At 67.1% G+C, this 25,905-nt stretch carries 40 protein-coding genes; 37 read left to right on the top strand and 3 right to left on the bottom strand.

Features of this window, described 5'->3' with window-relative positions; translation table 11 throughout:
- Positions 1-70: 70 nt before the first annotated feature.
- From rpsJ to truA, 32 genes are all read left to right on the top strand, one after another.
- Entirely contained in the window at positions 71-379 is a 309-nt protein-coding gene (rpsJ, locus tag KI385_RS20445) for a 30S ribosomal protein S10 (RefSeq protein ID WP_003948644.1), read from the top strand.
- Positions 380-393: 14 nt separating this feature from the next.
- Positions 394-1,038 (top strand): 50S ribosomal protein L3, encoded by a 645-nt coding sequence (rplC, locus tag KI385_RS20440; protein ID WP_018090903.1) that lies wholly within the window; start codon positions 394-396, stop codon positions 1,036-1,038.
- 8 nt (positions 1,039-1,046) lie between these two features.
- Positions 1,047-1,697: a 50S ribosomal protein L4 gene (gene rplD, locus KI385_RS20435; RefSeq protein WP_238573624.1), complete on the top strand. Its 651-nt coding sequence runs from the start codon at positions 1,047-1,049 to the stop codon at positions 1,695-1,697.
- Complete coding sequence (gene rplW, locus KI385_RS20430; RefSeq protein ID WP_128507208.1) at positions 1,697-2,020, top strand: 50S ribosomal protein L23; 324 nt, start codon at positions 1,697-1,699, stop codon at positions 2,018-2,020. The genes rplD and rplW overlap by 1 nt, the downstream gene beginning before the upstream one ends.
- Before the next feature lie 39 nt (positions 2,021-2,059).
- Entirely contained in the window at positions 2,060-2,896 is an 837-nt protein-coding gene (gene rplB / locus KI385_RS20425; protein ID WP_030283452.1) for a 50S ribosomal protein L2, read from the top strand.
- 12 nt (positions 2,897-2,908) lie between these two features.
- Positions 2,909-3,190 (top strand): 30S ribosomal protein S19, encoded by a 282-nt coding sequence (rpsS, locus tag KI385_RS20420; RefSeq protein WP_014054167.1) that lies wholly within the window; start codon positions 2,909-2,911, stop codon positions 3,188-3,190.
- A 44-nt stretch (positions 3,191-3,234) separates the two neighbouring features.
- Positions 3,235-3,582 carry a 50S ribosomal protein L22 gene (gene rplV / locus KI385_RS20415; protein ID WP_128507281.1) on the top strand — a complete coding sequence of 116 codons (348 nt, stop codon included), beginning with the start codon at positions 3,235-3,237 and terminating at the stop codon, positions 3,580-3,582.
- Entirely contained in the window at positions 3,582-4,409 is an 828-nt protein-coding gene (rpsC, locus tag KI385_RS20410; protein WP_033269706.1) for a 30S ribosomal protein S3, read from the top strand. The genes rplV and rpsC overlap by 1 nt, the downstream gene beginning before the upstream one ends.
- Positions 4,410-4,414: 5 nt before the next feature.
- Complete coding sequence (rplP, locus tag KI385_RS20405; protein WP_006604880.1) at positions 4,415-4,834, top strand: 50S ribosomal protein L16; 420 nt, start codon at positions 4,415-4,417, stop codon at positions 4,832-4,834.
- On the top strand, positions 4,834-5,058 hold the full coding sequence (gene rpmC, locus KI385_RS20400; protein ID WP_030062893.1) for a 50S ribosomal protein L29: 225 nt from the start codon (positions 4,834-4,836) through the stop codon (positions 5,056-5,058). The genes rplP and rpmC overlap by 1 nt, the downstream gene beginning before the upstream one ends.
- Positions 5,058-5,339, top strand: a complete 282-nt coding sequence (gene rpsQ, locus KI385_RS20395; RefSeq protein ID WP_006604882.1) for a 30S ribosomal protein S17 — start codon at positions 5,058-5,060, stop codon at positions 5,337-5,339. Before rpmC ends, rpsQ begins: the two co-directional genes overlap by 1 nt.
- Before the next feature lie 107 nt (positions 5,340-5,446).
- Positions 5,447-5,815 (top strand): 50S ribosomal protein L14, encoded by a 369-nt coding sequence (rplN, locus tag KI385_RS20390; protein ID WP_003998823.1) that lies wholly within the window; start codon positions 5,447-5,449, stop codon positions 5,813-5,815.
- A 3-nt stretch (positions 5,816-5,818) separates the two neighbouring features.
- Positions 5,819-6,142, top strand: coding sequence for a 50S ribosomal protein L24 (gene rplX, locus KI385_RS20385; RefSeq protein WP_030062892.1), 324 nt, complete (start codon positions 5,819-5,821; stop codon positions 6,140-6,142).
- Positions 6,142-6,702, top strand: coding sequence for a 50S ribosomal protein L5 (gene rplE, locus KI385_RS20380; RefSeq protein ID WP_033269703.1), 561 nt, complete (start codon positions 6,142-6,144; stop codon positions 6,700-6,702). Before rplX ends, rplE begins: the two co-directional genes overlap by 1 nt.
- Before the next feature lie 2 nt (positions 6,703-6,704).
- Entirely contained in the window at positions 6,705-6,890 is a 186-nt protein-coding gene (locus KI385_RS20375) for a type Z 30S ribosomal protein S14 (RefSeq protein WP_004571834.1), read from the top strand.
- A 239-nt stretch (positions 6,891-7,129) separates the two neighbouring features.
- Positions 7,130-7,528 (top strand): 30S ribosomal protein S8, encoded by a 399-nt coding sequence (rpsH, locus tag KI385_RS20370; protein WP_006604885.1) that lies wholly within the window; start codon positions 7,130-7,132, stop codon positions 7,526-7,528.
- A 22-nt stretch (positions 7,529-7,550) separates the two neighbouring features.
- The gene (gene rplF, locus KI385_RS20365; RefSeq protein ID WP_128507200.1) at positions 7,551-8,090 is read left to right on the top strand and encodes a 50S ribosomal protein L6; all 540 of its coding nucleotides are present in this window, start codon (positions 7,551-7,553) and stop codon (positions 8,088-8,090) included.
- Positions 8,091-8,093: 3 nt separating this feature from the next.
- Positions 8,094-8,477, top strand: a complete 384-nt coding sequence (gene rplR / locus KI385_RS20360) for a 50S ribosomal protein L18 (RefSeq protein WP_238573622.1) — start codon at positions 8,094-8,096, stop codon at positions 8,475-8,477.
- A gap of 46 nt (positions 8,478-8,523) precedes the next feature.
- Positions 8,524-9,126, top strand: coding sequence for a 30S ribosomal protein S5 (gene rpsE, locus KI385_RS20355; RefSeq protein ID WP_006604888.1), 603 nt, complete (start codon positions 8,524-8,526; stop codon positions 9,124-9,126).
- Positions 9,126-9,308, top strand: coding sequence for a 50S ribosomal protein L30 (rpmD, locus tag KI385_RS20350; protein WP_006604889.1), 183 nt, complete (start codon positions 9,126-9,128; stop codon positions 9,306-9,308). Before rpsE ends, rpmD begins: the two co-directional genes overlap by 1 nt.
- Before the next feature lies 1 nt (position 9,309).
- Positions 9,310-9,765, top strand: coding sequence for a 50S ribosomal protein L15 (rplO, locus tag KI385_RS20345; RefSeq protein ID WP_238573621.1), 456 nt, complete (start codon positions 9,310-9,312; stop codon positions 9,763-9,765).
- Positions 9,766-9,993: 228 nt separating this feature from the next.
- Positions 9,994-11,307 (top strand): preprotein translocase subunit SecY, encoded by a 1,314-nt coding sequence (gene secY, locus KI385_RS20340; RefSeq protein ID WP_238577767.1) that lies wholly within the window; start codon positions 9,994-9,996, stop codon positions 11,305-11,307.
- Positions 11,307-11,960: an adenylate kinase gene (locus tag KI385_RS20335; RefSeq protein ID WP_238573619.1), complete on the top strand. Its 654-nt coding sequence runs from the start codon at positions 11,307-11,309 to the stop codon at positions 11,958-11,960. Before secY ends, KI385_RS20335 begins: the two co-directional genes overlap by 1 nt.
- Before the next feature lie 180 nt (positions 11,961-12,140).
- Positions 12,141-12,983 carry a type I methionyl aminopeptidase gene (gene map, locus KI385_RS20330; RefSeq protein WP_238573617.1) on the top strand — a complete coding sequence of 281 codons (843 nt, stop codon included), beginning with the start codon at positions 12,141-12,143 and terminating at the stop codon, positions 12,981-12,983.
- Positions 12,984-13,208: 225 nt separating this feature from the next.
- On the top strand, positions 13,209-13,430 hold the full coding sequence (gene infA / locus KI385_RS20325) for a translation initiation factor IF-1 (RefSeq protein WP_003956442.1): 222 nt from the start codon (positions 13,209-13,211) through the stop codon (positions 13,428-13,430).
- Between the two features lie 62 nt (positions 13,431-13,492).
- Positions 13,493-13,606: a 50S ribosomal protein L36 gene (gene rpmJ / locus KI385_RS20320; RefSeq protein ID WP_003956441.1), complete on the top strand. Its 114-nt coding sequence runs from the start codon at positions 13,493-13,495 to the stop codon at positions 13,604-13,606.
- Between the two features lie 193 nt (positions 13,607-13,799).
- Entirely contained in the window at positions 13,800-14,180 is a 381-nt protein-coding gene (gene rpsM, locus KI385_RS20315; RefSeq protein ID WP_018090888.1) for a 30S ribosomal protein S13, read from the top strand.
- Positions 14,181-14,244: 64 nt separating this feature from the next.
- Positions 14,245-14,649 carry a 30S ribosomal protein S11 gene (rpsK, locus tag KI385_RS20310; RefSeq protein ID WP_004571845.1) on the top strand — a complete coding sequence of 135 codons (405 nt, stop codon included), beginning with the start codon at positions 14,245-14,247 and terminating at the stop codon, positions 14,647-14,649.
- Between the two features lie 26 nt (positions 14,650-14,675).
- Positions 14,676-15,302, top strand: coding sequence for a 30S ribosomal protein S4 (gene rpsD / locus KI385_RS20305; protein WP_238573615.1), 627 nt, complete (start codon positions 14,676-14,678; stop codon positions 15,300-15,302).
- Between the two features lie 110 nt (positions 15,303-15,412).
- On the top strand, positions 15,413-16,435 hold the full coding sequence (locus KI385_RS20300; RefSeq protein WP_023587013.1) for a DNA-directed RNA polymerase subunit alpha: 1,023 nt from the start codon (positions 15,413-15,415) through the stop codon (positions 16,433-16,435).
- A 128-nt stretch (positions 16,436-16,563) separates the two neighbouring features.
- Entirely contained in the window at positions 16,564-17,055 is a 492-nt protein-coding gene (gene rplQ, locus KI385_RS20295) for a 50S ribosomal protein L17 (RefSeq protein ID WP_238573613.1), read from the top strand.
- 99 nt (positions 17,056-17,154) lie between these two features.
- Positions 17,155-18,021, top strand: coding sequence for a tRNA pseudouridine(38-40) synthase TruA (gene truA, locus KI385_RS20290; protein ID WP_238573610.1), 867 nt, complete (start codon positions 17,155-17,157; stop codon positions 18,019-18,021).
- A gap of 64 nt (positions 18,022-18,085) precedes the next feature.
- Here truA and KI385_RS20285 read toward each other — a convergent pair whose 3' ends face one another.
- Entirely contained in the window at positions 18,086-18,955 is an 870-nt protein-coding gene (locus tag KI385_RS20285; protein WP_238573608.1) for a hypothetical protein, read from the bottom strand.
- A gap of 56 nt (positions 18,956-19,011) precedes the next feature.
- Here KI385_RS20285 and KI385_RS20280 point away from each other — a divergent pair, with 56 nt between their 5' ends.
- The 4 genes from KI385_RS20280 (at position 19,012) to glmM (ending at position 23,397) form a co-directional block, all read left to right on the top strand.
- Entirely contained in the window at positions 19,012-20,649 is a 1,638-nt protein-coding gene (locus KI385_RS20280; protein ID WP_238573606.1) for an ABC-F family ATP-binding cassette domain-containing protein, read from the top strand.
- A 248-nt stretch (positions 20,650-20,897) separates the two neighbouring features.
- The gene (gene rplM, locus KI385_RS20275; protein WP_128507178.1) at positions 20,898-21,341 is read left to right on the top strand and encodes a 50S ribosomal protein L13; all 444 of its coding nucleotides are present in this window, start codon (positions 20,898-20,900) and stop codon (positions 21,339-21,341) included.
- Between the two features lie 42 nt (positions 21,342-21,383).
- Positions 21,384-21,896, top strand: a complete 513-nt coding sequence (gene rpsI, locus KI385_RS20270) for a 30S ribosomal protein S9 (RefSeq protein ID WP_238573604.1) — start codon at positions 21,384-21,386, stop codon at positions 21,894-21,896.
- A gap of 142 nt (positions 21,897-22,038) precedes the next feature.
- A complete protein-coding gene (gene glmM, locus KI385_RS20265) occupies positions 22,039-23,397 on the top strand; it encodes a phosphoglucosamine mutase (protein ID WP_238573602.1) in 1,359 nt (452 codons plus the stop codon).
- 30 nt (positions 23,398-23,427) lie between these two features.
- Here the strand turns inward: glmM and KI385_RS20260 are convergent, their stop codons facing one another.
- Together KI385_RS20260 and coaA are read right to left on the bottom strand one after the other, a co-directional pair.
- A complete protein-coding gene (locus KI385_RS20260) occupies positions 23,428-24,366 on the bottom strand; it encodes a DUF389 domain-containing protein (protein ID WP_238573600.1) in 939 nt (312 codons plus the stop codon).
- A gap of 14 nt (positions 24,367-24,380) precedes the next feature.
- On the bottom strand, positions 24,381-25,364 hold the full coding sequence (gene coaA, locus KI385_RS20255; RefSeq protein ID WP_238573599.1) for a type I pantothenate kinase: 984 nt from the start codon (positions 25,362-25,364) through the stop codon (positions 24,381-24,383).
- A 277-nt stretch (positions 25,365-25,641) separates the two neighbouring features.
- Here coaA and KI385_RS20250 point away from each other — a divergent pair, with 277 nt between their 5' ends.
- Positions 25,642-25,836, top strand: a complete 195-nt coding sequence (locus tag KI385_RS20250; protein ID WP_238573597.1) for a hypothetical protein — start codon at positions 25,642-25,644, stop codon at positions 25,834-25,836.
- Positions 25,837-25,905 lie beyond the last annotated feature (69 nt).

Below are 25,905 nucleotides of genomic sequence, written 5' to 3'. Positions count from 1 at the left end.
GCGGCGCTTCCGACGAAGCGCAGCGCACCGGGTCCCAGAGCGTTACGAGAGACAGGACTACGAAGTAGCCATGGCGGGACAGAAGATCCGCATCCGGCTCAAGGCCTACGACCACGAGGTCATCGACTCTTCGGCGAAGAAGATCGTCGAGACGGTGACCCGTACTGGTGCGTCGGTCGCGGGCCCGGTGCCGCTGCCCACTGAGAAGAACGTGTACTGCGTCATCAAGTCGCCGCACAAGTACAAGGACTCGCGCGAGCACTTCGAGATGCGCACGCACAAGCGCTTGATCGACATCCTCGACCCGACGCCCAAGACCGTTGACTCGCTGATGCGCCTGGACCTTCCGGCCGGCGTTGACATCGAGATCAAGCTCTGAGAGGCGCGGAACAGATGGCTAAGCAGATCAAGGGCATCCTGGGCGAGAAGCTCGGCATGACCCAGGTCTGGGACGAGAACAACCGTGTCGTCCCGGTGACCGTGGTGAAGGCCGGCCCCTGCGTCGTTACCCAGGTGCGCACCAATGACCAGGACGGTTACGACTCCGTCCAGATCGCCTTCGGCGAGATCGACCCGCGCAAGGTGAACAAGCCCCTCAAGGGCCACTTCGCGAAGGCCGACGTCACCCCCCGTCGTCACCTCGTCGAGGTCCGTACCACCGACGCCGGTGAGTACACCCTCGGCCAGGAGCTGACCGCTGAGACCTTCGAGTCCGGCGTCAAGGTGGACGTGACCGGCAAGAGCAAGGGCAAGGGCTTCGCCGGCGTCATGAAGCGTCACGGCTTCCATGGCGGCAAGGCGTCCCACGGTGCCCACCGTGTGCACCGTAAGCCTGGCTCCATCGGTGGCTGCGCCACCCCGGGCCGCGTGTTCAAGGGCATGCGGATGGCCGGCCGTATGGGCAATGAGCGGGTCACCACCCAGAACCTGACCGTCCACGCCGTTGACGCGGAGAAGGGTCTGCTGCTCATCAAGGGCGCAGTTCCTGGTCCGAACGGCGGCCTCGTCCTGGTCCGTACCGCGGCCAAGGGGGCCTGAGGTAACCGATGAGCACCATTGACATCCTTTCGCCGGCAGGCGACAAGGCCGGGACCGTCGAGCTCCCCACGGAGATCTTCGACGCCAAGGTCAGCGTTCCGCTGATCCACCAGGTCGTTGTCGCACAGCTGGCCGCTGCCCGTCAGGGCACGCACAAGACCAAGACTCGCGGCGAGGTCCGCGGCGGTGGCAAGAAGCCTTACCGCCAGAAGGGCACCGGCCGCGCGCGCCAGGGTTCGACCCGTGCGCCGCAGTTCGCCGGCGGTGGCGTCGTCCACGGCCCCGTGCCGCGTGACTACTCGCAGCGGACCCCGAAGAAGATGAAGGTTGCCGCCCTGCGCGGTGCCCTCACCGACCGGGCCCGCAACAGCCGCATCCACGTCGTTTCCGGCGTGGTCGAGGGCGACATCTCCACCAAGGCCGCCAAGGCTCTCCTCGGCAAGGTCAGCGAGCGCAAGAACGTGCTCCTGGTCGTCGAGCGCAGCGACGAGGCCGCGTGGCTGTCCGCCCGCAACCTGCCCCAGGTTCACCTCCTGGAGCCGGGCCAGCTGAACACGTACGACGTGCTCGTCTCCGACGACGTGGTCTTCACCAAGGCCGCTTTCGAGTCCTTCGTGTCTGGCCCCAAGGCCGCTGAGACCGAAGGGAGCGACGCCTGATGACTGAGGCCGTCGTCACCAGCAAGACCTTCTCGGACCCGCGCGACATTCTCGTCAAGCCGGTTGTCTCGGAGAAGAGCTACGCCCTGCTGGACGAGAACAAGTACACGTTCATCGTCGCACCGGGCTCGAACAAGACCCAGATCAAGCAGGCCGTCGAGGCGGTCTTCTCGGTCAAGGTCACCGGGGTCAACACGATCAACCGGCAGGGTAAGCGCAAGCGCACCAAGACCGGTTTCGGCAAGCGCTCGAACACCAAGCGCGCCATCGTGACCCTCGCCGAGGGCGACCGTATCGACATCTTCGGCGGCCCGGTCTCCTAACGGAGTCCGAGTCGTCCGGAATCGGACGAGGACTGAGAAATGGGTATCCGCAAGTACAAGCCGACGACCCCGGGCCGTCGTGGCTCCAGCGTCGCCGACTTTGTCGAGATCACGCGGTCCACGCCGGAGAAGTCGCTGGTCCGCCCGCTGCACAGCAAGGGCGGCCGTAACAACGCCGGTCGTGTGACCGTTCGCCACCAGGGCGGTGGCCACAAGCGCGCCTACCGCGTGATCGACTTCCGTCGTCACGACAAGGACGGCGTGCCGGCCAAGGTCGCGCACATCGAGTACGACCCGAACCGCACCGCGCGCATCGCGCTGCTGCACTACGCAGACGGCGAGAAGCGCTACATCATCGCGCCCCGTGGCCTGAGCCAGGGTGACCGGATTGAGAACGGCCCTGGCGCCGACATCAAGCCGGGCAACAACCTGCCGCTGCGTCACATCCCCGTGGGTACGACGATCCACGCGATCGAGCTGCGTCCGGGCGGCGGTGCGAAGTTCGCCCGCTCGGCCGGTGCCTCCGTGCAGCTGCTGGCGAGGGAGGGCTCGATGGCCCACCTTCGTATGCCGTCCGGTGAGATCCGCCTGGTCGACGTCCGCTGCCGCGCCACTGTTGGCGAGGTCGGCAACGCCGAGCAGTCGAACATCAACTGGGGTAAGGCCGGCCGTATGCGCTGGAAGGGCGTCCGCCCGACCGTGCGTGGTGTCGTGATGAACCCGGTTGACCACCCGCACGGTGGTGGTGAGGGCAAGACCTCCGGTGGTCGCCACCCGGTCTCGCCCTGGGGCCAGAAGGAGGGTCGTACTCGCTCGCCGAAGAAGGCCAGCAACAAGTACATCGTCCGCCGCCGCAAGACGAACAAGAAGCGCTAGGAGCGGGTTTAGATGCCGCGCAGTCTCAAGAAGGGGCCCTTCGTCGACGACCACCTTTCCAAGAAGGTGGATGTTCAGAACGAAGCCGGCACCAAGAACGTCATCAAGACCTGGTCCCGCCGCTCCATGATCGTCCCGGCCATGCTCGGCCACACGATCGCGGTGCACGACGGCCGCAAGCACGTCCCGGTGTTCGTCACCGAGTCGATGGTCGGCCACAAGCTCGGCGAGTTTGCGCCGACCCGCACCTTCCGTGGCCACGAGAAGGACGACCGCAAGTCGCGTCGTCGCTGATCGACCGGAGTGCGAAGACTATGACTGACACCGAAGGGACAACCATGGAAGCCAGGGCCCAGGCGCGGTACATCCGCGTCACGCCCATGAAGGCCCGCCGCGTGGTGGACCTTATCCGTGGCATGAATGCCACGGAGGCTCAGGCGGTCCTGCGTTTCGCCCCGCAGGCCGCGAGCGTGCCGGTGGGCAAGGTGCTGGACAGCGCCATTGCCAACGCCGCGCACAACTACGACCACACCGACGCCGGCAGCCTCGTCATCACTGAGGCATACGTCGACGAAGGCCCGACCCTGAAGCGGTTCCGTCCGCGTGCCCAGGGCCGCGCCTACCGGATCCGCAAGCGGACCAGCCACATCACCGTGGTCGTCAGCAGCAAGGAAGGAACCCGGTAATGGGCCAGAAGGTTAACCCGCACGGGTTCCGGCTCGGCATCACCACCGACTTCAAGTCGCGTTGGTACGCCGACAAGCTGTACAAGGACTACGTCAAGGAAGACGTCGCCATTCGTCGCATGATGACGAAGGGCATGGAGCGCGCCGGTATCTCGAAGGTTGAGATCGAGCGCACCCGTGAGCGCGTCCGCGTTGACATCCACACCGCTCGTCCGGGCATCGTCATCGGTCGCCGCGGCGCCGAGGCGGACCGCATCCGCGGCGAGCTGGAGAAGCTGACCGGCAAGCAGGTCCAGCTGAACATCCTCGAGGTCAAGAACCCCGAGACCGATGCTCAGCTGGTGGCCCAGGCCGTTGCCGAGCAGCTCTCGTCCCGCGTCTCCTTCCGTCGCGCCATGCGTAAGAGCATGCAGTCGACGATGAAGGCCGGCGCCAAGGGCATCAAGATCCAGTGCGGCGGTCGTCTCGGCGGCGCCGAGATGTCCCGCTCGGAGTTCTACCGCGAGGGCCGTGTGCCCCTGCACACGCTCCGTGCGAACGTCGACTACGGCTTCTTCGAGGCCAAGACCACCTTCGGCCGTATCGGTGTGAAGGTCTGGATCTACAAGGGCGACGTCAAGAACATCGCCGAGGTTCGCGCCGAGAACGCTGCCGCCCGTGCGGGTAACCGCCCGGCTCGTGGTGGCGGCAACGACCGCCCGCGTCGCGGTGGCGAGCGCGGTGGCCGCGGCGGCCGCAAGCCGCAGCAGCAGAGCGCCGCTGCCGAGGCCCCCAAGGCCGAGGCCGCTGCCGCTGCTCCGGCGGAGACCCCCGGAACGGAGGCCTGACCGACATGCTGATCCCTCGCAGGGTCAAGCACCGCAAGCAGCACCACCCGAAGCGCAGCGGTATGGCCAAGGGTGGCACCGAGCTGGCCTTCGGTGAGTACGGAATCCAGGCCGTCACTCCGGCCTACGTGACGAACCGTCAGATCGAGTCCGCTCGTATCGCGATGACCCGTCACATCAAGCGTGGCGGCAAGGTCTGGATCAACATCTACCCGGACCGCCCGCTCACGAAGAAGCCGGCCGAAACCCGCATGGGTTCCGGTAAGGGTTCTCCGGAGTGGTGGGTCGCGAACGTCAAGCCCGGTCGGGTGATGTTCGAGCTGTCCTTCCCGAACGAGAAGGTTGCTAAGGAGGCGCTGACCCGCGCCGCCCACAAGCTTCCGATGAAGTGCCGCATCGTTCGGCGCGAGGCAGGTGAATCGTGATGTCGGCCGTTACCAAGGCGTCCGAGCTGCGCGAGCTGAACGACGAGGACCTCGTCGCCAAGCTCCGTGAGGCCAAGGAAGAACTGTTCAACCTCCGCTTCCAGGCGGCGACCGGACAGCTCGAGAACCACGGCCGGCTGAAGGCCGTCCGCAAGGACATCGCCCGGATCTACACCCTGATGCGTGAGCGCGAGCTGGGCATCGAGACGGTGGAGAGCGCCTGATGAGCGAGAAGAATGTGACTGAGACGAACGAGCGCGGTTTCCGCAAGACCCGTGAGGGTCTCGTCGTCAGCGACAAGATGGACAAGACCGTCGTCGTCGCTGTCGAGGACCGTGTCAAGCACGCGCTGTACGGCAAGGTCATCCGCCGTACCAACAAGCTCAAGGCGCACGACGAGCAGAACGCTGCCGGTGTCGGCGACCGCGTCCTCCTGATGGAGACCCGGCCGCTGTCCGCCACCAAGCGCTGGCGCATCGTCGAGATCCTCGAGAAGGCCAAGTAATCCCTCCTAGGGGGACCCCCTAGGAACAGTTCCGCCAGGCTCGGCAGGGGCTCGCCTCACCAGAGGAAAGCCCCTGCCGGGAACCGGCAGACAAACAGGAGATAGACGTGATCCAGCAGGAGTCGCGACTGCGTGTCGCCGACAACACTGGTGCGAAGGAGATCCTTTGCATCCGTGTTCTCGGTGGTTCCGGTCGCCGCTACGCGGGCATCGGTGACGTCATTGTCGCCACCGTGAAGGACGCGATCCCCGGTGGCAACGTGAAGAAGGGTGACGTCGTCAAGGCGGTCATCGTTCGCACCGTCAAGGAGCGCCGCCGTCCGGACGGCTCGTACATCCGCTTCGACGAGAACGCGGCCGTCATCCTCAAGAACGATGGCGACCCCCGCGGCACCCGCATCTTCGGCCCCGTGGGCCGGGAGCTGCGCGAGAAGAAGTTCATGAAGATCATCTCGCTCGCGCCGGAGGTGCTGTAACCGATGAAGATCAAGAAGGGCGACCTGGTCCAGGTCATCACCGGTAAGGACAAGGGCAAGCAGGGCAAGGTCATCCAGGCCTTCCCCCGCGAGGACCGCGTCCTGGTCGAGGGTGTCAACCGGGTCAAGAAGCACACCAAGGCCGGGCAGACCGCTCGTGGGTCGAAGACCGGCGGCATCGTGACGACCGAGGCCCCCATCCACGTCAGCAACGTTCAGCTGGTTGTGGAGAAGGACGGCAACAAGGTCGTTACCCGCGTCGGGTACCGCTTCGACGACGAGGGCAACAAGATCCGCGTTGCCAAGCGGACCGGTGAGGACATCTGATGACTGCCACCACCAACGCGCCGCGTCTGAAGACGCGCTACCGCGAAGAGATCGCCGGGAAGCTGAAGGACGAGTTCTCGTTCGAGAACGTCATGCAGATCCCCGGTCTGACCAAGATCGTGGTCAACATGGGTGTGGGCGACGCCGCCCGCGACTCCAAGCTGATCGAGGGCGCCATCCGCGACCTCACCACGATCACCGGCCAGAAGCCGGCCGTCACCAAGGCCCGTAAGTCCATCGCGCAGTTCAAGCTGCGTGAGGGCCAGCCGATCGGTGCCCACGTCACCCTCCGTGGTGACCGCATGTGGGAGTTCCTGGACCGCCTGCTGTCGCTCGCGCTGCCGCGCATCCGCGACTTCCGTGGTCTGTCCCCGAAGCAGTTCGACGGTCGGGGCAACTACACCTTCGGTCTCACGGAGCAGGTCATGTTCCACGAGATCGACCAGGACAAGATCGACCGGACGCGGGGCATGGACATCACCGTGGTCACCACGGCGTCCAACGACGATGAGGGCCGCGCCCTGCTTCGTCACCTCGGCTTCCCGTTCAAGGAGAACTGACCGTGGCGAAGAAGGCTCTGATCGCTAAGGCGGCTCGTAAGCCGAAGTTTGCTGTCCGCGCGTACACGCGTTGCCAGCGCTGCGGCCGTCCGCACTCCGTCTACCGCAAGTTCGGCCTGTGCCGCGTGTGCCTTCGTGAGATGGCTCACCGTGGCGAGCTGCCGGGCGTGACCAAGAGCTCCTGGTAATTCCCCTGTTGGGAATTATCGGAAGCTCTCGGTAAGCATTCGGCCGGCGGGCGCCCCTCCCTTTGTCCCTTAGGGTAGAAGGGTTTGGGCGCCCCGCCGCCCGAGACCGACCGCGGGCCGAGCCCGCATAACGTCGCTTACTACGCCGTAGGTCCCCGCACCGCACCCGTCCCGACTCTGATCGGGGAGAGGGATGGCGCACATAGGAAACCCCGGCGAGAGAGGCCGAAGGCCAATTCATGACCATGACTGACCCCATCGCAGACATGCTGACCCGTCTGCGGAACGCGAACTCGGCGTACCACGACACCGTCGTGATGCCGCACAGCAAGATCAAGTCGCACATCGCGGAGATCCTCCAGCAGGAGGGTTACATCACCGGCTGGCGCGTCGAGGACGCCGAGGTTGGCAAGAACCTCGTCCTCGAGCTGAAGTTCGGCCCGAACCGCGAGCGCTCGATCGCCGGCATCAAGCGGATCTCGAAGCCGGGCCTTCGGGTCTACGCAAAGTCCACCAACCTGCCGAAGGTCCTCGGCGGCCTGGGCGTGGCGATCATCTCCACGTCCCACGGTCTCCTGACCGGTCAGCAGGCCAGCAAGAAGGGCGTGGGTGGGGAAGTCCTCGCCTACGTCTGGTAACCAGGGAACGGAGGAATAGCTAATGTCGCGTATTGGCAAGCTGCCCATCCAGGTTCCCGCTGGTGTGGACGTCACCATCGATGGCCGGACGGTTTCGGTGAAGGGTCCCAAGGGCTCCCTTTCGCACACCGTCGCCGCTCCCATCGAGGTCGCCAAGGGTGAGGACGGCGTTATCAGCGTCACCCGCCCGAACGACGAGCGTCAGAACAAGGCCCTGCACGGCCTGTCCCGCACGCTGGTGGCGAACATGATCACCGGCGTGACCCAGGGCTACAGCAAGGCGCTCGAGATCAGCGGTGTCGGTTACCGCGTCCAGGCGAAGGGCTCCAACCTGGAGTTCGCCCTGGGCTACAGCCACCCGATCGTGATCGAGGCCCCCGAGGGGATCTCCTTCAAGGTCGAGTCCCCGACCAAGCTCAGCGTCGAGGGCATCGACAAGCAGAAGGTCGGCGAGGTGGCGGCGAACATCCGCAAGCTGCGTAAGCCTGACCCGTACAAGGCCAAGGGCGTCAAGTACGCCGGCGAGGTCATCCGCCGCAAGGTCGGAAAGGCTGGTAAGTAAGCCATGGCATACGGTGTGAAGATCGCGAAGGGTGACGCCTACAAGCGCGCCGCCGCCAAGCGTCGCCACATCCGCATCCGTAAGCGGATTTCGGGTACCCCGGAGCGTCCGCGTCTGGTGGTGACGCGGTCCAACCGTGGCATCACCGCGCAGGTCATCGATGACATCGCGGGCCACACGGTGGCCTCGGCATCGAGCCTGGACGCGTCGGTTCGTGGTGGCGAGGGCGACAAGAGCGCTCAGGCCAAGAAGGTCGGCGCCCTGGTTGCCGAGCGTGCCAAGGCCGCCGGTGTCGAGGCCGTCGTGTTCGACCGTGGTGGCAAGCAGTACGCCGGGCGGATTGCCGCTCTGGCCGACGCCGCCCGCGAAGCCGGGCTGAAGTTCTAAGCCCCGGTTCCGGAGCTAGCGGACGTAACAGAGAGAGGTAAATCCAATGGCTGGACCCCAGCGCCGCGGGAGCGGTGCCGGTGGCGGCGAGCGGCGGGACCGGAAGGGTCGCGACGGTGGCGCTGCCGCCGAGAAGACCGCGTACGTTGAGCGCGTTGTCGCGATCAACCGCGTCGCCAAGGTTGTCAAGGGTGGTCGCCGTTTCAGCTTCACCGCGCTGGTCGTGGTGGGCGACGGTGACGGCACCGTAGGTGTCGGTTACGGCAAGGCCAAGGAAGTTCCGGCTGCCATCGCCAAGGGCGTGGAAGAGGCCAAGAAGAACTTCTTCAAGGTCCCCCGTATCCAGGGCACCATTCCTCACCCCATCCAGGGCGAGAAGGCTGCGGGCGTTGTCCTGCTCAAGCCGGCTTCCCCCGGTACCGGTGTGATCGCCGGTGGCCCCGTGCGTGCCGTTCTGGAGTGCGCGGGCATCCACGACGTGCTGAGCAAGTCGCTCGGTTCGTCGAACCCGATCAACATCGTGCACGCCACGGTGACCGCGCTTCAGGGCCTTCAGCGCCCCGAGGAGATCGCGGCCCGTCGTGGCCTGCCGCTGGAGGACGTTGCTCCCGCCGCTCTGCTGCGGGCGCGTGCCGGGGTGACCGCGTAATGGCGCACCTCAAGATCACGCAGACTAAGTCCTACATCGGTAGCAAGCAGAACCACCGCGACACCCTTCGTTCGCTGGGCCTCAAGCGGCTCAACGACGTGGTTGTCAAGGAGGACCGCCCCGAGTTCCGCGGCATGGTGCACACCGTCCGCCACCTCGTGACGGTTGAGGAGGTCGACTGACATGGCGGAGAACAACCCGCTGAAGGTCCACAACCTCCGGCCCGCCCCGGGTGCCAAGACCGCCAAGACCCGTGTCGGTCGTGGTGAGGCATCCAAGGGTAAGACCGCTGGTCGTGGTACCAAGGGCACGAAGGCCCGTTACCAGGTTCCGGAGCGCTTCGAGGGCGGGCAGATGCCCCTCCACATGCGCCTCCCGAAGCTGAAGGGCTTCAAGAACCCCGCGCACAAGCAGTTCCAGGTCGTGAACCTGACCAAGCTGGCCGAGCTCTACCCGCAGGGTGGCGAGGTCACGGTGGCCGATCTGGTTGCCAAGGGCGCGGTGCGCAAGAACGAGCTCGTCAAGGTCCTGGGCCAGGGCGAGATCTCCGTGGCGCTGCAGGTTTCGGTTGACGCCGTTTCCGGCTCCGCCAAGGAGAAGATCGCCGCTGCCGGCGGCACCGTCACCGAGCTCATCTGAGTTCGTTGGCTCAACTGACCGGGGATGCCCATTGATTGGGGCATCCCCGGTTGGTCGTTCCAAGGGGGTACGGTCGCCGGTAAGGTGGCATGCACTGTTGTTTTCCGGGGCTTCGGTCCCGGGCCCCCGCCGCGTGGACCCCGTCCACGCGGATTTTGGCCGCTAAGTATTCGTCGATCCTCAAGACCGTCACCTCTCGCATTCAAGGCGAGAGGCGCAGGAGGCACCGTGCTCACCGCGTTCGCCCGAGCGTTCAAGACGCCCGACCTGCGCAAGAAGCTGCTGTTCACATTGGGCATCGTGGTGCTCTACCGGATCGGTGCGCACGTCCCGGTCCCCGGGGTGAACTACGCGAACGTCGAGACCTGCATGAAGCAGGCCGGCGGCAACAGCGGGTTGTTCGCCCTGGTGAACATGTTCAGCGGTGGTGCGCTGCTGCAGATCACGATCTTCGCGCTGGGGATCATGCCGTACATCACGGCGAGCATCATCCTCCAGCTGCTGACCGTGGTGATTCCGCGTCTGGAGGCCCTCAAGAAAGAGGGGCAGTCCGGCCAGGCGAAGATCACCCAGTACACCCGCTATCTGACCGTGGCGCTCGCCATCCTGCAGGGCACCGGCCTGGTGGCCACCGCCCGCAGCGGTGCGCTCTTCCAGAGCTGCCCGGTCGCCAGCGAAATCGTGCCCAGCGACTCGATCTTCACCACGATCACGATGGTCATCACGATGACCGCCGGCACCGGCCTGATCATGTGGCTCGGTGAGCTGGTCACCGACCGCGGTATCGGCAACGGCATGTCGATCCTGATGTTCATCTCGATCGCCGCCGGCTTCCCGGGTGCGCTGTGGCAGATCAAGCTCACCGGCAAGCTCGCCGACGGCTGGATCGAGTTCTTCGCGGTGATCGCGGTGGGCCTCGCGATGGTCGCCCTGGTGGTCTTCGTCGAGCAGGCTCAGCGACGTATCCCGGTGCAGTACGCGAAGCGGATGATCGGGCGCCGGTCCTATGGCGGTACGTCCACTTACATCCCGCTCAAGGTGAATCAGGCGGGTGTGATTCCCGTCATCTTCGCGTCATCGCTGCTCTACATTCCAGCCCTCGTTGCACAGTTCAGCGGGTCGAAGGCGGCATGGGCGACATGGATCGCCACCAACTTCACCAAGGGAAATCACCCGGTTTACATCGTTACGTACTTCCTGCTGATCGTGTTCTTCGCCTTCTTCTACGTCGCCATCAGCTTCAACCCCGAAGAAGTTGCCGACAACATGAAGAAGTATGGTGGCTTCATCCCGGGTATCCGGGCTGGTCGCCCGACGGCCGAGTACCTCAGCTACGTGCTCAACCGGATCACGTGGCCGGGCTCGCTGTACCTGGGGCTGATCGCGCTCGTACCAACAGTGGCGTTGGTGCTGTTCAACGCGAACCAGAACTTCCCGTTCGGCGGGACGAGCATCCTCATCATCGTGGGTGTGGGCCTGGAGACCGTGAAGCAGATCGAGAGCCAGCTTCAGCAGCGCAACTACGAAGGGTTCCTCCGCTGATGCGAATCGTCCTCGTCGGACCCCCGGGGGCCGGCAAGGGTACGCAGGCTGCGTACCTTGCCAAGAACCTCGCGATCCCGCACATCTCCACGGGGGACCTGTTCCGCGCCAACATCAGCCAGGGCACGCCCCTGGGTGTCGAGGCGAAGTCGTACATGGACGCCGGAAATCTGGTGCCCGACTCGGTCACCATCGGGATGGCCGAGGACCGCATGGAGCAGGCCGACGCCGCCGAGGGTTTCCTTCTGGACGGCTTCCCGCGGAACCTCGGTCAGGCCGAGGCGCTGGACGAGTACCTCAAGGCCAAGAACCTCCAGCTGGACGCCGTCCTGGACCTGGAGGTCCCCGAGGACGAGGTCGTCAAGCGGATCGCCGGCCGGCGCATCTGTCGCAAGGACAGCAGCCACGTCTTCCACGCCGAGTACAACAAGCCGAAGACCGCGGACGTGTGCGACGTCTGCGGCGGCGATCTGTACCAGCGTGACGACGACCGCGAGGAGACCGTCCGCAAGCGGCTGGAGGTCTACCACACGGAGACCGAGCCGATCATCGACTACTACAAGGCCCAGGATCTGGTCGTGACGATCCCGGCCCTCGGCAAGGTCGAAGAGGTCACCAAGCGCGCGATGGCCGCGCTTGAGGGCGGCGAGTAACCAGCAGCTCCGTACCGGCCGCGGTGCCCCCCAGGGGTACCGCGGCCGCTGCGTATCCGGGGCGAGCCCGTCCGGGCGCGGACCGGTTACCGTAGGCAGCGACCCTCAATTGAGTAACCACAGCGGCGGTCAGCCACCTCCGCGAGAGCGGCGGCGGTTCAGTCGCAAAGGAAGGCCGTAATGGTGGAGATCAAGACCCCCGAGCAGATCGCGAAGATGCGCGAGGCGGGGCTGGTGGTCGCCGCCATCCACGCGGCGACCCGGAAGGTCGCGGTGCCGGGCGCCACGACCAAGGACCTGGACGACGCGGCGCGCAAGGTGCTCGCGGAGCACGGTGCGAAGTCGAACTTCCTCGGTTACGGCGGCTTTCCCGCGACGATCTGCACCTCGGTGAACGATGTCGTGGTGCACGGCATCCCCGACACCGAGACGGTCCTGGCCGACGGGGACATCATCTCCATCGACTGCGGCGCGATCATCGACGGCTGGCACGGTGACGCCGCGTACACCGCCTTCGTCGGCTCCGGCCACTCGGCGGAACTGGTCGAGCTGAGCCGGGTCACCGAGGAGTCCATGTGGGCCGGTATCGCGGCGGTCGCCAAGGGTAACCGCCTGGTGGACATCTCCAAGGCGATCGAGGGCTACATCCGGCGCCAGCCCCGTCCCTCCAGCGGTAAGTACGGCATCGTCGAGGACTACGGCGGCCATGGCATCGGCTCGCAGATGCACATGGACCCGCATCTGCTGAACTACGTCGACCGCAAGCGCGGCCGCGGCCCCAAGCTGGTGCCCGGCTTCTGCATCGCGATCGAGCCGATGGTCAATCTCGGCACGGCCAAGACCCACGTCCTCGACGACGACTGGACGGTCAAGTCGAACGACGGCAGCTGGTCCTCGCACTGGGAGCACTCGGTCGCGCTGACCGAGGACGGCCCGCTGGTGCTGACCGCGCCGGACGGCGGCAAGGCCAAGCTGGCCGAGCTGGGCATCACGGCGGCTCCCGACCCGTCCGCAAGGTCTTAAGGACCAGGGGAGACCCCATCCCAAGGCCTCAAGGGCCAGGGGAGCCCCATCGCCTGAGCCGGGCCACTGGCGTAAGGATCACGTCCGGTGGGCAATAATCCAGGATTCGTCTTTTCCTAGGCCCTGGCGTAGACTGACGCGTCGGCTCTCGTGCATCCGTATGCCCTCTTGGTTGAGGGCAGGTGCGGGATAGTCGATCAAGGTAGCCGATTCGAAGGGCGAAGCGTGGCCAAGAAGCAAGGTGCCATCGAAATCGAGGGCACCGTGATCGAGTCCCTCCCGAACGCCATGTTCAAGGTGGAGCTCCAGAACGGTCACAAGGTCCTCGCGCACATCAGCGGCAAGATGCGGATGCACTACATCCGTATCCTCCCGGATGACCGGGTCGTGGTGGAGCTGTCTCCGTACGACCTGACGCGTGGCCGGATCGTCTACCGCTACAAGTAGATCTTGTCGCCGCCCCGCTCTCCCGTGGGGTGACGGCACTGACCCGGAGAACCTCACATCCCATGAAGGTCAAGCCGAGCGTCAAGAAGATCTGCGACAAGTGCAAGGTGATCCGCCGCCACGGCCGGGTCATGGTCATCTGCGACAACCTGCGCCACAAGCAGCGCCAGGGCTGACGCACGACCACCTGCATTTCGCAGTTCGCGCGACGCAAGCACATACGTACATACGCAGTCACCCGACCCCCGCATCTGTCGCGTGGGGACGACACCCCCGGCTCGGAGGCCGGGGACCCGGCTCGTAATTCTTCAGAGTCTTACGGGAACGGTGCTGCGGAAGACCTCCGAATAGCCATCAGGAGCCACATCAATGGCACGCCTCGCAGGCGTTGATCTCCCGCGCGAAAAGCGTGTGGAGGTCGCCCTCACCTACGTCTTCGGTATCGGGCGGACGCTGTCGCAGCAGACTCTCGCCGCCACCGGCGTGAACCCGAACACCCGTGTTCGCGACCTGGCCGAGGAAGACCTCGTCAAGATCCGCGAGTACGTGGACAACAACCTCAAGACCGAGGGTGACCTCCGTCGCGAGATCCAGGCCGACATCCGCCGCAAGGTCGAGATCGGCTGCTACCAGGGTCTGCGTCACCGCCGCGGTCTGCCGGTGCACGGTCAGCGCACCAGCACGAACGCCCGTACCCGCAAGGGTCCGCGTCGCGCGATCGCCGGCAAGAAGAAGCCGGGCAAGAAGTAGTCCTCAGCAGGACGCTCATCAGCGGTCTTCGCTGTAGGACCGACCACCTCCACGGGAGTAATGAATGCCTCCGAAGGGCCGTACGGCCGGCGCCAAGAAGGTGCGCCGCAAGGAGAAGAAGAACGTCGCCCACGGGCACGCTCACATCAAGAGCACGTTCAACAACACGATCGTTTCGATCACCGACCCCACGGGCAACGTGATCTCTTGGGCCTCTGCCGGCCACGTCGGCTTCAAGGGCTCGCGCAAGTCCACCCCCTTCGCCGCGCAGATGGCCGCCGAGTCGGCCGCGCGTCGCGCGCAGGAGCACGGCATGCGCAAGGTCGACGTCTTCGTCAAGGGTCCCGGCTCCGGCCGTGAGACCGCGATCCGCTCCCTCCAGGCCACCGGCCTCGAGGTGGGTTCGATCCAGGACGTCACCCCCACCCCGCACAACGGATGCCGCCCGCCCAAGCGCCGCCGCGTCTGACCAGCTGAAGTAGGAGACAAGACAATATGGCGCGTTACACCGGGGCCGACTGCAAGCGTTGCCGTCGGGAGAAGCAGAAGCTGTTCCTCAAGGGCAGCAAGTGCGAGAGCGCAAAGTGCCCGATCGAGATCCGTCCTTACCCCCCGGGTGAGCACGGTCGCGGGCGCACCAAGGACAGCGAGTACCTGCTCCAGCTTCGTGAGAAGCAGAAGTGCAGCCGTATCTACGGTGTCCTTGAGAAGCAGTTCGTGAACTACTACAAGGAAGCGAACCAGAAGTCCGGCAAGACCGGTGAGAACCTTCTGCGCATCCTTGAGACCCGCCTCGACAACGTGGTGTACCGGGCCGGCTTCGCCAAGTCCCGTGACCACGCCCGTCAGCTGGTCCGTCACGGACACATCAACGTGAACGGCCGCAAGACCGACATCCCGTCGGCCCGCGTCTCCGTGAACGACATCATCGAGGTCCGCGAGGGCTCTCGGAACCTGACCCCCTTCGAGGTGGCCAAGGCCGAGGCCGGCGAGAAGACCGTTCCGGCCTGGCTGGAAGCGATCCCCTCGAACCTCCGGATCCTCGTGCACAGCCTGCCCGAGCGCCAGGTGATCGACACCCAGGTGCAGGAGCAGCTGATCGTTGAGCTCTACTCCAAGTAAGAGCTCAGTGGTCCGGGCGGTACGGAGCCATTGGCGCCGTACCGCCCGTACCCTTTGAATTACAGCGGGCGTCAAATAGCGGGCGCCCACGACTGAAGGATCGAAACAACATGCTGATTGCTCAGCGTCCCTCTCTGACCGAAGAGGTCGTCGACGAATACCGCTCGCGGTTCGTGATCGAGCCGCTGGAGCCGGGCTTCGGCTACACCCTCGGCAACTCCCTGCGTCGCACCCTCCTCTCCTCGATTCCGGGTGCGGCGGTCACGTCCATCCGTATCGACGGTGTCCTGCACGAGTTCACCACCGTGCCGGGCGTCAAGGAGGACGTCACCGACCTGATCCTCAACATCAAGCAGCTGGTCGTCTCCTCGGAGCACGACGAGCCTGTCGTGATGTACCTGCGCAAGCAGGGCCCGGGCCTGGTGACCGCCGCCGACATCGCGCCTCCGGCCGGTGTCGAGGTGCACAACCCCGACCTGGTCCTCGCCACGCTGAACGGCAAGGGCAAGCTGGAGATGGAGCTGACCGTCGAGCGCGGTCGCGGCTATGTCTCCGCCGTCCAGAACAAGCAGGCGGGCCAGGAGATCGGCCGTATCCCGGTCGACTCCATCTACTCGCCGGTGCTCAAGGTCACCTACAAGGTCGAGGCGACCCGTGTCGAGCAGCGCACCGACTTCGACAAGCTGATCGTCGACGTCGAGACCAAGCAGGCCATGCGTCCGCGTGACGCCATGGCGTCGGCCGGTAAGACCCTGGTCGAGCTGTTCGGTCTGGCCCGCGAGCTCAACATCGACGCCGAGGGCATCGACATGGGCCCGTCCCCGACGGACGCCGCCCTGGCCGCCGACCTGGCGCTGCCGATCGAGGAGCTGGAGCTCACCGTTCGGTCGTACAACTGCCTCAAGCGCGAGGGCATCCACTCCGTGGGTGAGCTCGTGGCCCGCTCCGAGGCAGACCTGCTCGACATCCGCAACTTCGGTGCGAAGTCGATCGACGAGGTCAAGGCGAAGCTGGCCGGCATGGGCCTGGCGCTCAAGGACAGCCCGCCCGGATTCGACCCGACCGCCGCCGCGGACGCCTTCGGCGCCGATGACGACGCGGACGCCGGGTTCGTGGAGACCGAGCAGTACTGAGTTCGTCCGGCTGGGGTCCGGGGCTGCGCCCCGGGCCCCAGCCGTGTGAGTCTTCCGCGGGGCGACCGCCTCGTGGGAACTGACACCGGTACCTGATACGGCCGGTGCAGCAATGAAGGAGAAACACCATGCCGAAGCCCGCCAAGGGTGCCCGTCTGGGCGGCAGCGCCGCGCACGAGCGTCTGATGCTGCGGAACCTGGCCACCGCTCTCTTCGAGCACGGTCGCATCACGACGACCGAGGCCAAGGCCCGTCGTCTGCGTCCGTACGCGGAGCGTCTGGTGACCAAGGCGAAGAAGGGCGACCTTCACAACCGCCGTCAGGTCATGCAGCTGATCTCGGACAAGAGCGTCGTCCACACGCTGTTCACCGAGATCGCCCCGCGGTTCGAGAACCGCCCGGGTGGCTACACCCGTATCACCAAGATCGGTAACCGTCGTGGCGACAACGCTCCCATGGCCGTCATCGAGCTGGTGGAGGCGCTGACCGTGGCCCAGCAGGCCACCGGTGAGGCCGAGGCCGCGACCAAGCGCGCGGTCAAGGAAGACGCCCTCAAGAAGGACGCGGCTGCTGAGGCCGAGTCCGTCGAGGCGCCGGCCGAGGAGTCGAAGGACGCCTGAGGCACTGTCTCGCTGTGAGCGGGTCCGCCCTTCGGGGCGGGCCCGCTTTCGCGTGCGCGTAGGGCGGGGCGGCTGCCGTGGCTTGAGAGGATTGCTGTTGTGAGTGATGAGGTAGAGCCCGGGTACGTCCGGGTGCGGATGGACCTGTCGTATGACGGCAAGGACTTCTCCGGGTGGGCCAAGCAGGCCGGCGGGCAGCGCACCGTTCAGGCGGAGATCGAGGACGCGCTGCGGACGGTGACGCGGTCGGGGGAGACGACCTACGAGCTGACCGTCGCCGGGCGGACCGATGCCGGGGTGCACGCCCGTGGTCAGGTGGCGCATGTCGACCTGCCGGAGAGCGTGTGGGCCGAGCATGCGGAGAAGCTGTTGCGGCGGCTGGCCGGGCGGTTGCCCAAGGACGTGCGGGTGTGGCGGATCGCCGAGGCGCCGTACGGGTTCAATGCGCGGTTCTCGGCGATCTGGCGGCGGTATGCGTACCGGGTGACCGATCACCACGGGGGCGTCGATCCGCTGCTGCGCGGCCATGTGCTGTGGCACGACTGGGATCTGGATGTCGACGCCATGAACGAGGCCTCGCGGCCGCTGCTGGGGGAGCACGACTTCGCGGCGTACTGCAAGCGGCGGGAAGGCGCGACGACGATTCGTACGCTCCAGCAGCTCAGCTGGGAGCGCGGGGCGGACGGGATCATCACCGCCACGGTGAAGGCGGACGCGTTCTGCCACAACATGGTGCGGTCGCTGGTCGGCGCGATGCTGTTCGTCGGGGACGGGCACCGGCCCACGGAGTGGCCAGGGAAGGTGCTGGCGGCGGGCGTCCGGGACTCCGCGGTGCATGTCGTACGGCCGCACGGTCTGACGCTGGAAGAGGTCGGCTATCCGGCCGATGAGCTGCTGATGGCGCGCAACCAGGAGGCGCGGAACAAGCGGACCCTGCCCGGGGTGTCCGGGGGCGGCTGCTGCTGACGCGGCGGGCCGGGGTGCCCGGTGGTGGCGCCGCCGCAAAGGGCGCCACCACGGGCAACCGGGACTATGACTGGCCGGCCTTCTTCCGGGCTTCCTTGAGCTGCCGCTCGGCGGCCTTCGCGGCCTGGTCCTTGCCGCGCTGGGTGATCTGGCTGAAGGCGTAGGAGCCGCCGTCCCGGGCGATCTGCTGGGCCTTGGTCTCGGTGCCGGTGACGTCCTTGCCGTTGAGGTAGCCGGCGATCGTGAAGTAGGCGTAGCGGCCGGTGGCGTTGGTCGCCATCCGGCACTTCGTGCCCTGGCAGAAGTTCGCGGGGACCCCGCCGCCGGGCAGCGGCATGAGGTTCGCCTTGTTCTCGTTCATGACCTTGGTCGCCTTGGCGGGCGAGTCGAAGACCGCGATGCCGATGGTGACCGCGACGCCGCCCTTGGAGTACGTGGCGCGCAGCAGCTGCTTGCAGCCGTTGTGGGACAGCGAGGAGACCAGCGCGCCCTGGGCGCCGGCGGTGCAGTCCTTGGTGGTGGCGGTGTTGGTGCGCGGGTAGCTGTGGTCGCCGATGACCATGGTCTTCTGCGGGAAGAGGGTCGCGGGGGTGAGCGGCGCGGTGTCCTTCTTCGGGTCCGAGATGTAGTCCTGGGGGTTGGGCGGGGGCGGCACGGAGACATCGGGGAACGACGGCTTGTCGTCCGGCGCCACGGCCTGGCCGGACGTGGTGGGCGCCGCCGTCGGGTTGCCGCCCGGTGAGCCGCCGCTGGACATGACGGCGGCCGCGACGATGCCGGCCACCGCGAGGGTCGCCACGGCGCCGCCGCCGATCCACATCCAGCGTTTGCGGCGGGCCAGCGCCTCGCTCTCCGCAGCGAGTGCGTCCCAGTCCGGAGTGGACGATGAAGATCCCCCGGGGCCGTCGAAGGGCCCGCCTTGCCCAAAACTCATGCCGCGCATCCTAATGGGGTTGGTGGAACACATGGTGGCCGGTGACAATCCCGCTCATGGGACATCTTGAAGCCGGGCATCTGGAGTACTACCTGCCGGACGGGAGGGTCCTGCTGGGGGATGTGTCCTTCCGCGTGGGGGAGGGCGCGTCGGTCGCGTTGGTGGGGGCCAACGGCGCCGGCAAGACGACGCTGCTGCGGCTGATCGCGGGGGAGCTGCAGCCGCACGGCGGGGCGGTGACGGTCAGCGGCGGGCTGGGCGTGATGCCGCAGTTCGTGGGCTCTGTACGGGACGATCGCACGGTGCGTGACCTGCTGGTCTCCGTCGCGCAGCCGCGGATCAGGGAGGCGGCGGCGGCGGTGGACGCCGCCGAGACGGCGATCATGACCGCCGATGACGAGGACGCGCAGATGGCCTATGCGCAGGCGCTGAGCGACTGGGCGGAGGCGCGCGGTTACGAGGCCGAGACGGTCTGGGACATCTGCACGATGGCGGCGCTGGGGGTGCCGTACGAGAAGGCGCAGTGGCGGCAGGTGCGCACGCTGTCCGGGGGTGAGCAGAAGCGGCTGGTGCTGGAGTCGCTGTTGCGCGGCACGGACGAGGTGCTGCTGTTGGACGAGCCGGACAACTACCTGGACGTGCCGGGCAAGCGGTGGCTGGAGGAGCAGCTGCGGACGACCCGTAAGACGGTGCTGTTCGTCTCGCACGACCGGGAGCTGCTGGCCCGCGCCGCGGAGAAGATCGTCAGCGTCGAGCCGGGGCCGGCGGGCTCGGACGTCTGGGTGCACGGCGGTGGCTTCGACACGTACCACCAGGCCCGCAAGGAGCGGTTCGCCCGCTTCGAGGAGCTGCGCCGGCGCTGGGACGAGAAGCATGCGCAGCTCAAGAAGCTGGTGGTCTCGCTGCGGCAGGCGGCCTCGGTCAGCCATGAGATGGCCTCGCGCTATGCGGCGGCGCAGACCCGGCTGAGGAAGTTCGAGGAGGCCGGCCCGCCGCCGGAGCCGCCGCGCGAGCAGGACATCACCATGCGGCTGCGCGGTGGGCGGACCGGGGTGCGGGCGGTCACCTGCGAGCGCCTGGAGCTGACCGGTCTGATGCGGCCGTTCGACCTGGAGATCTTCTACGGCGAGCGGGTCGCGGTCCTCGGCTCCAACGGCTCCGGCAAGTCGCACTTCCTGCGCCTGCTGGCCGGAGGAACCGAGGGGTCCGCGGACCCCGTGGCGCACACCGGCACCTGGAAGCTGGGCGCCCGTGTCGTCCCCGGGCACTTCGCCCAGACGCACGCCCACCCCGAGCTGATGGGCCGCACCCTGCTCGACATCCTGTGGACCGAGCATGCCAAGGACAAGGGCCAGGCCATGTCGGCGCTCCGCCGCTATGAACTGGAGAAACAGGCCGAGCAGCGCTTCGAGCGCCTCTCCGGAGGCCAGCAGGCGCGCTTCCAGATCCTGCTGCTGGAGCTCTCGGGCACGACGGCGCTGCTGTTGGACGAGCCGACGGACAACCTGGACCTGGAGTCGGCGGAGGCGTTGCAGGAGGGGCTGGAGGCGTATGAGGGGACGGTGGTGGCGGTGACGCACGACCGCTGGTTCGCGCGATCGTTCGACCGGTTCCTGGTTTTCGGCTCGGACGGACTGGTGCGGGAGACGGCGGAGCCGGTGTGGGACGAGCGCCGGGTGGAGCGGGAGCGGTAGGGGCGGCGGCCCGGAACCGTACGGCGGTTCGGGGCGCGTTTTGACCCCGCACGGGGCGGCCCGGTATTCTGCTGGTTCGTTATGCGTATTGGCTTGCTCTATCTCACGTGAGGGGCCCTTACGCCGGTCCCTGGGCCGATAACCAGCGGCGGACGATCGGGTTGCGTCACCCGTAGTGCCGCCCTGCTGCGTGATCAGCCACGGTGACCAGTACAGGACCCATTCACTTAAGAAGCGAAGGCTAAGACGTGCGTACGTTCAGCCCCAAGCCCGGCGATGTCCAGCGCCAGTGGCACATCATTGACGCGCAGGACGTTGTCCTGGGCCGTCTGGCCAGCCAGGCCGCGACCCTCCTCCGGGGTAAGCACAAGCCGGTCTACGCGCCGCACGTTGACATGGGTGACTTCGTCATCATCGTCAACGCCGACAAGGTGCACCTGTCGGGCAACAAGCGGACCCAGAAGATGGCCTACCGTCACTCCGGTTTCCCGGGTGGTCTGCGCTCCGTCCGCTACGACGAGCTGCTCGACAAGAACCCCGAGAAGGCCGTCGAGAAGGCCATCAAGGGCATGCTCCCCAAGAACACCCTCGGCCGTCAGATGCTCTCGAAGCTGAAGGTCTACGCGGGCGCCGAGCACCCGCACGCTGCGCAGCAGCCGGTCCCGTTCGAGATCACCCAGGTCGCGCAGTAAGTCCGGCCACCCCCTAAGACGACAGAGAATCTGAGGAGCATCGTGGCCGAGACCACTCCCGAGACCGTCATCGAGAACGAAGACGCCGTCGAGGAATACACCACCGAGACCGAGGTCGTGGAGTCGGAGTACACCTCCGAGTCCCTCGCCTCCCGCTTCGGCGACCCGCAGCCGGCCGCCGGCCTGGGCCGTCGCAAGAACGCCATTGCCCGCGTCCGGATCGTTCCGGGCACCGGCCAGTGGAAGATCAACGGCCGCACCCTTGAGGGCTACTTCCCCAACAAGGTGCACCAGCAGGAAGTCAACGAGCCCTTCAAGGTGCTCGAGCTCGACAACCGCTACGACGTCATCGCCCGCATCGCCGGCGGCGGCATCTCCGGCCAGGCCGGTGCGCTGCGTCTGGGCGTTGCCCGTGCGCTGAACGAGGCGGACGTCGACAACAACCGCCCGGCGCTGAAGAAGGCCGGGTTCCTCAAGCGTGACGACCGTGCGGTCGAGCGCAAGAAGGCCGGTCTGAAGAAGGCCCGTAAGGCGCCGCAGTACAGCAAGCGCTAATCCGCGCGCGCTGCGCCATGCAGCTCTTGGCGAACGCCCCGGTGGCACTACCCGTGCTGCCGGGGCGTTCGGCTATCCGGGACCAGGGGCGTATACCTGGACTTAAATCTCTGGTCCAAGCTCATCTACTCGGAGGACACCAGTGGGACGACTCTTCGGCACGGACGGTGTGCGCGGCGTCGCCAATGCGGACCTGACGGCGGAGCTGGCGCTCGGTCTGTCGGTCGCTGCGGCGCATGTACTCGCCGAAGTGGGCACCTTCGAAGGTCACCGGCCGGTGGCGGTGGTCGGACGCGATCCACGCGCGTCCGGAGAGTTCCTGGAGGCCGCGGTCGTCGCGGGCCTGGCCAGCGCCGGCGTGGACGTGCTGCGGGTGGGTGTACTCCCGACCCCGGCGGTCGCGTATCTGACCGGCTCGCTCGGCGCGGACCTCGGCGTGATGCTCTCCGCCAGCCACAACCCGATGCCCGACAACGGCATCAAGTTCTTCGCGCGCGGCGGCCACAAGCTCGCCGACGAGCTGGAGGACCGGATCGAGAAGACTTACCGCTCCCACAGCTCCGGGGAGCCGTGGGAGCGGCCGACCGGCGACGGCGTGGGCCGGGTCACCGTCTACGACGAGGGCTTCGACAACTACGTCGCGCATCTGGTCGGCGTACTGCCCAACCGCCTGGACGGGCTGAAGATCGTCATCGATGGTGCGCACGGCGCGGCGGCGCGGGTCTCGCCCGAGGCGTTCGCGCGGGCCGGCGCCGAGGTCATCACCATCGGCACCGAACCCGACGGCCTGAACATCAACGACGGCTGTGGCTCCACCCATCTGGGGCTGCTGCGCGCGGCCGTCGTCGAGCACGGCGCCGACCTGGGTGTCGCCCACGACGGTGACGCGGACCGCTGCCTGGCCGTGGACGGCGAGGGCAACGAGGTCGACGGCGACCAGATCCTGGCCGTTCTCGCGCTCGGCATGCGGGAGGCCGGTGTGCTGCGCAAGAACACCGTCGTCGCCACCGTCATGTCCAACCTGGGCTTCAAGCTGGCCATGGAGCGCGAGGGCATCGACCTCGTGCAGAGCGCGGTCGGCGACCGGTACGTCCTGGAGGAGATGAAGGCGCACGGCTACGCGCTGGGCGGCGAGCAGTCCGGGCACGTGATCGTGCTGGACCACGCCACCACCGGGGACGGCACGCTGACCGGCCTGATGCTGGCCGCCCGGGTCGCCACGACCGGCCGGACGCTGGCCGACCTGGTGGGCGTCATGGAGCGGCTGCCGCAGATCCTGATCAACGTCCCCGACGTCGACAAGTCGCGGGTGGCCACCTCGCCCGAGCTGACCACCGCGGTCGCCGAGGCGGAGCGGGAGCTGGGCGCGACCGGCCGGGTGCTGCTGCGGCCGTCCGGTACGGAGCCGCTGGTGCGCGTCATGGTGGAGGCGGCGGACATCGAGCAGGCGCGGTCCGTGGCCGAGCGGCTGGCCGACGCGGTGAAGTCGGCGCTGGGGTAATCGCTGCCGCTGTGTTCCGGGCCTGCCCTCCTAGCCGAGGGCGGGCCCGGTGTCATGCCGGGCCCACAGCAGTTTCTGTGTGGCCAGGGTGAGGGTGCCGGCGAGGACGATGCCGGCGAGGTTGAGCAGGAGCTGCTCCATGGAGTGCCAGGCCTGGCCGTACTCCTGGTAGCCGAGGGCCACCGCGGCGTTGGCGGCGGCCGGGACGGTGGTGACGGAGATCGCCACGCCGACCAGGGCGCCCGATTTCGCGGACGTCAGCGACAGCACCCCGGCGATGCCGGCGAGGACGGCGACGACGAACGAGAACCAGTCGGGCCGGTAGATGAAGTTGGTGTTCGGGCGCTTGGCGTCCAGCGCCTCGATGTGGAAGAGGCCGACCGCGTCCATGAAGAGGCTGAAGCCGACGGTCACCACCATCGCCACCGCGAAACCGACCAGCAACGCCTGAAGAGAGCGCCAGGCCAGACGGGGTGCCCGCTGGACGAGCGCGGTGCAGATGCCGGCCAGCGGGCCGAACTCCGGGCCCACCGCCATTGCGCCGACGATCAGGATCGCGTTGTCGAGGACCACACCGCAGGCCGCGATCATCGTGGCGACCGTCAAGAACGCCAGGTAGGTCGCGGAGAGCGTGGACTCCTCGTGGGTGGCGTCGGTCAGCGACTCCCACAGGACGGCGTCGGCGCCCTCGCCGGGTGCTTCCTCCTCCGCCCGGTCCGCCCGCCGGGACAGCGACAGATCGATGTTCTCGATCGCGATCGAACCGGTCTTGTCCAGGCCCGTCGCCCGCAGCTTGGCCAGCAGCCCGTCGCCGGCCTCCCGGGCGACATCGCACAGCACCACATCGCCCTGCGGATCGCGGGCGGCTCCGGTCAGCACTGCCAGATGGGTGGTGCCGACGGTCGTCTCCAGCAGACGCAGGACCTCGTCCGTACGGTCCGCGGGGACCATCAGGCGCAGATGCAGCACGGTGTTCGCACTCCCTAGAGTTTGCGCAGCGACAACCGCTGCACCTTGTGGTCCGGGCCCTTGCGCAGCACCAGGTTGGCGCGGCCGCGGGTGGGGGCCACGTTCTGTTGCAGATTGGGCTTGTTGACGGTGCGCCACATCATGCGGGCGTAGTCGAGAGCCTCGTCCTCGGAGACCTGGGTGTACTTGCGGAAGTACGAGAACGGGTTCTGGAAGGCGGTCTCGCGCAGCTTGCGGAAGCGGCCGAGGTACCACTTCTCGATGTCCTCGGTGCGGGCGTCGACGTAGACGGAGAAGTCGAAGAAGTCGGCGAGACCGAGGCGGGTGCGGCCGTCCTTGCCGGGCAGCGCCGGCTGGAGGACGTTGAGGCCCTCGACGATGAGGATGTCCGGGCGGTGCACGGTCAGCTGCTCGCCGGGCACGATGTCGTAGATCAGGTGCGAGTAGACGGGCGCGGTGACCTCGGCCTTGCCGGACTTCACATCGGCGACGAAGCGGGTCAGCGCCCGACGGTCGTAGGACTCCGGGAAGCCCTTACGGGACATCAGGCCGCGCCGGTGCAGCTCGGCGTTGGGGAAGAGGAACCCGTCGGTGGTGACCAGCTCGACGCGCGGATGCTCGGGCCAGCGGGCCAGCAGCGCCTGGAGCAGCCGGGCGGTGGTGGACTTGCCGACCGCGACGCTGCCCGCGACCCCGATGACGAACGGGGTGCCGGGCTGGGGGCCGCCGCCCACGTCGCCCAGAAAGGTGTTCAGGGCGCCGCGCAGATTGCTGGTGGCGCCGACGTAGAGGTTGAGGAGGCGGGAGAGCGGGAGGTAGACGTCCCGCACCTCGTCGAGGTCGATGACATCACCCAGGCCGCGCAGCCGTTCGACCTCGTCGGCCGTCAGGGGCAGCGGGGTCTTCTCCCGCAGGGCGCTCCACTGCGCGCGCGTCAGATCGACGTACGGGGAGCTGTCGGCGCGGCGTCGTTGCTGCGGATCGGTCGTCAGGGGCACGCGCCCATTGTGCGCAGCCGCCATACGCCGTTCATCTCGGGGTGGCCGACCGGGGCCCTGGAGCCGGACTTGTGGACGCCGGGACGGGCTTGGGTGCCTCTCCGCCTGCGTGTCTGTACCCGGGGGATTTTGCCCGGTACGGTCGACGGTGGGGAGGCCCGGCTTCGGGCCGTGGACACATCAGGGGGTGCGTGTGCGCGCGCGTAGGGCTGGCCTGTTGCGACAGCGGGCCTGGGGGAGAAATGCGGGTGCGGGCGAGGGCCGGGGGGCGGATGCCGTGTCGGACGGCTTCGCCGCGCGGGTGTACGCCGAGCTGGCCGAGGAACTGCCGGAGGAGGACCTGGGGGAGGACCTCGGCGACTTCCTGGAGCGCTACGAGCCGGGCACCGGTCCCGGGGCGGACGCGGAGGCCGACGAGGAGTTCCTGGAGGCGGTGCGTGAGGCGCACCACCGGATAGCGCGCGGGTATTGAGGGGCGGTGGACACCCTCAACGCGGTGTCTGATCAGCCATGTTGACGAAGGGTCATTGCCATACCTTTG

The organism is Streptomyces inhibens (assembly GCF_022221585.1).
Classification (GTDB): Bacteria; Actinomycetota; Actinomycetes; order Streptomycetales; family Streptomycetaceae; genus Streptomyces; species Streptomyces inhibens.
Note: the sequence above shows the minus strand (reverse complement) of the source record. Positions and strands in the feature narration are given on the sequence as shown.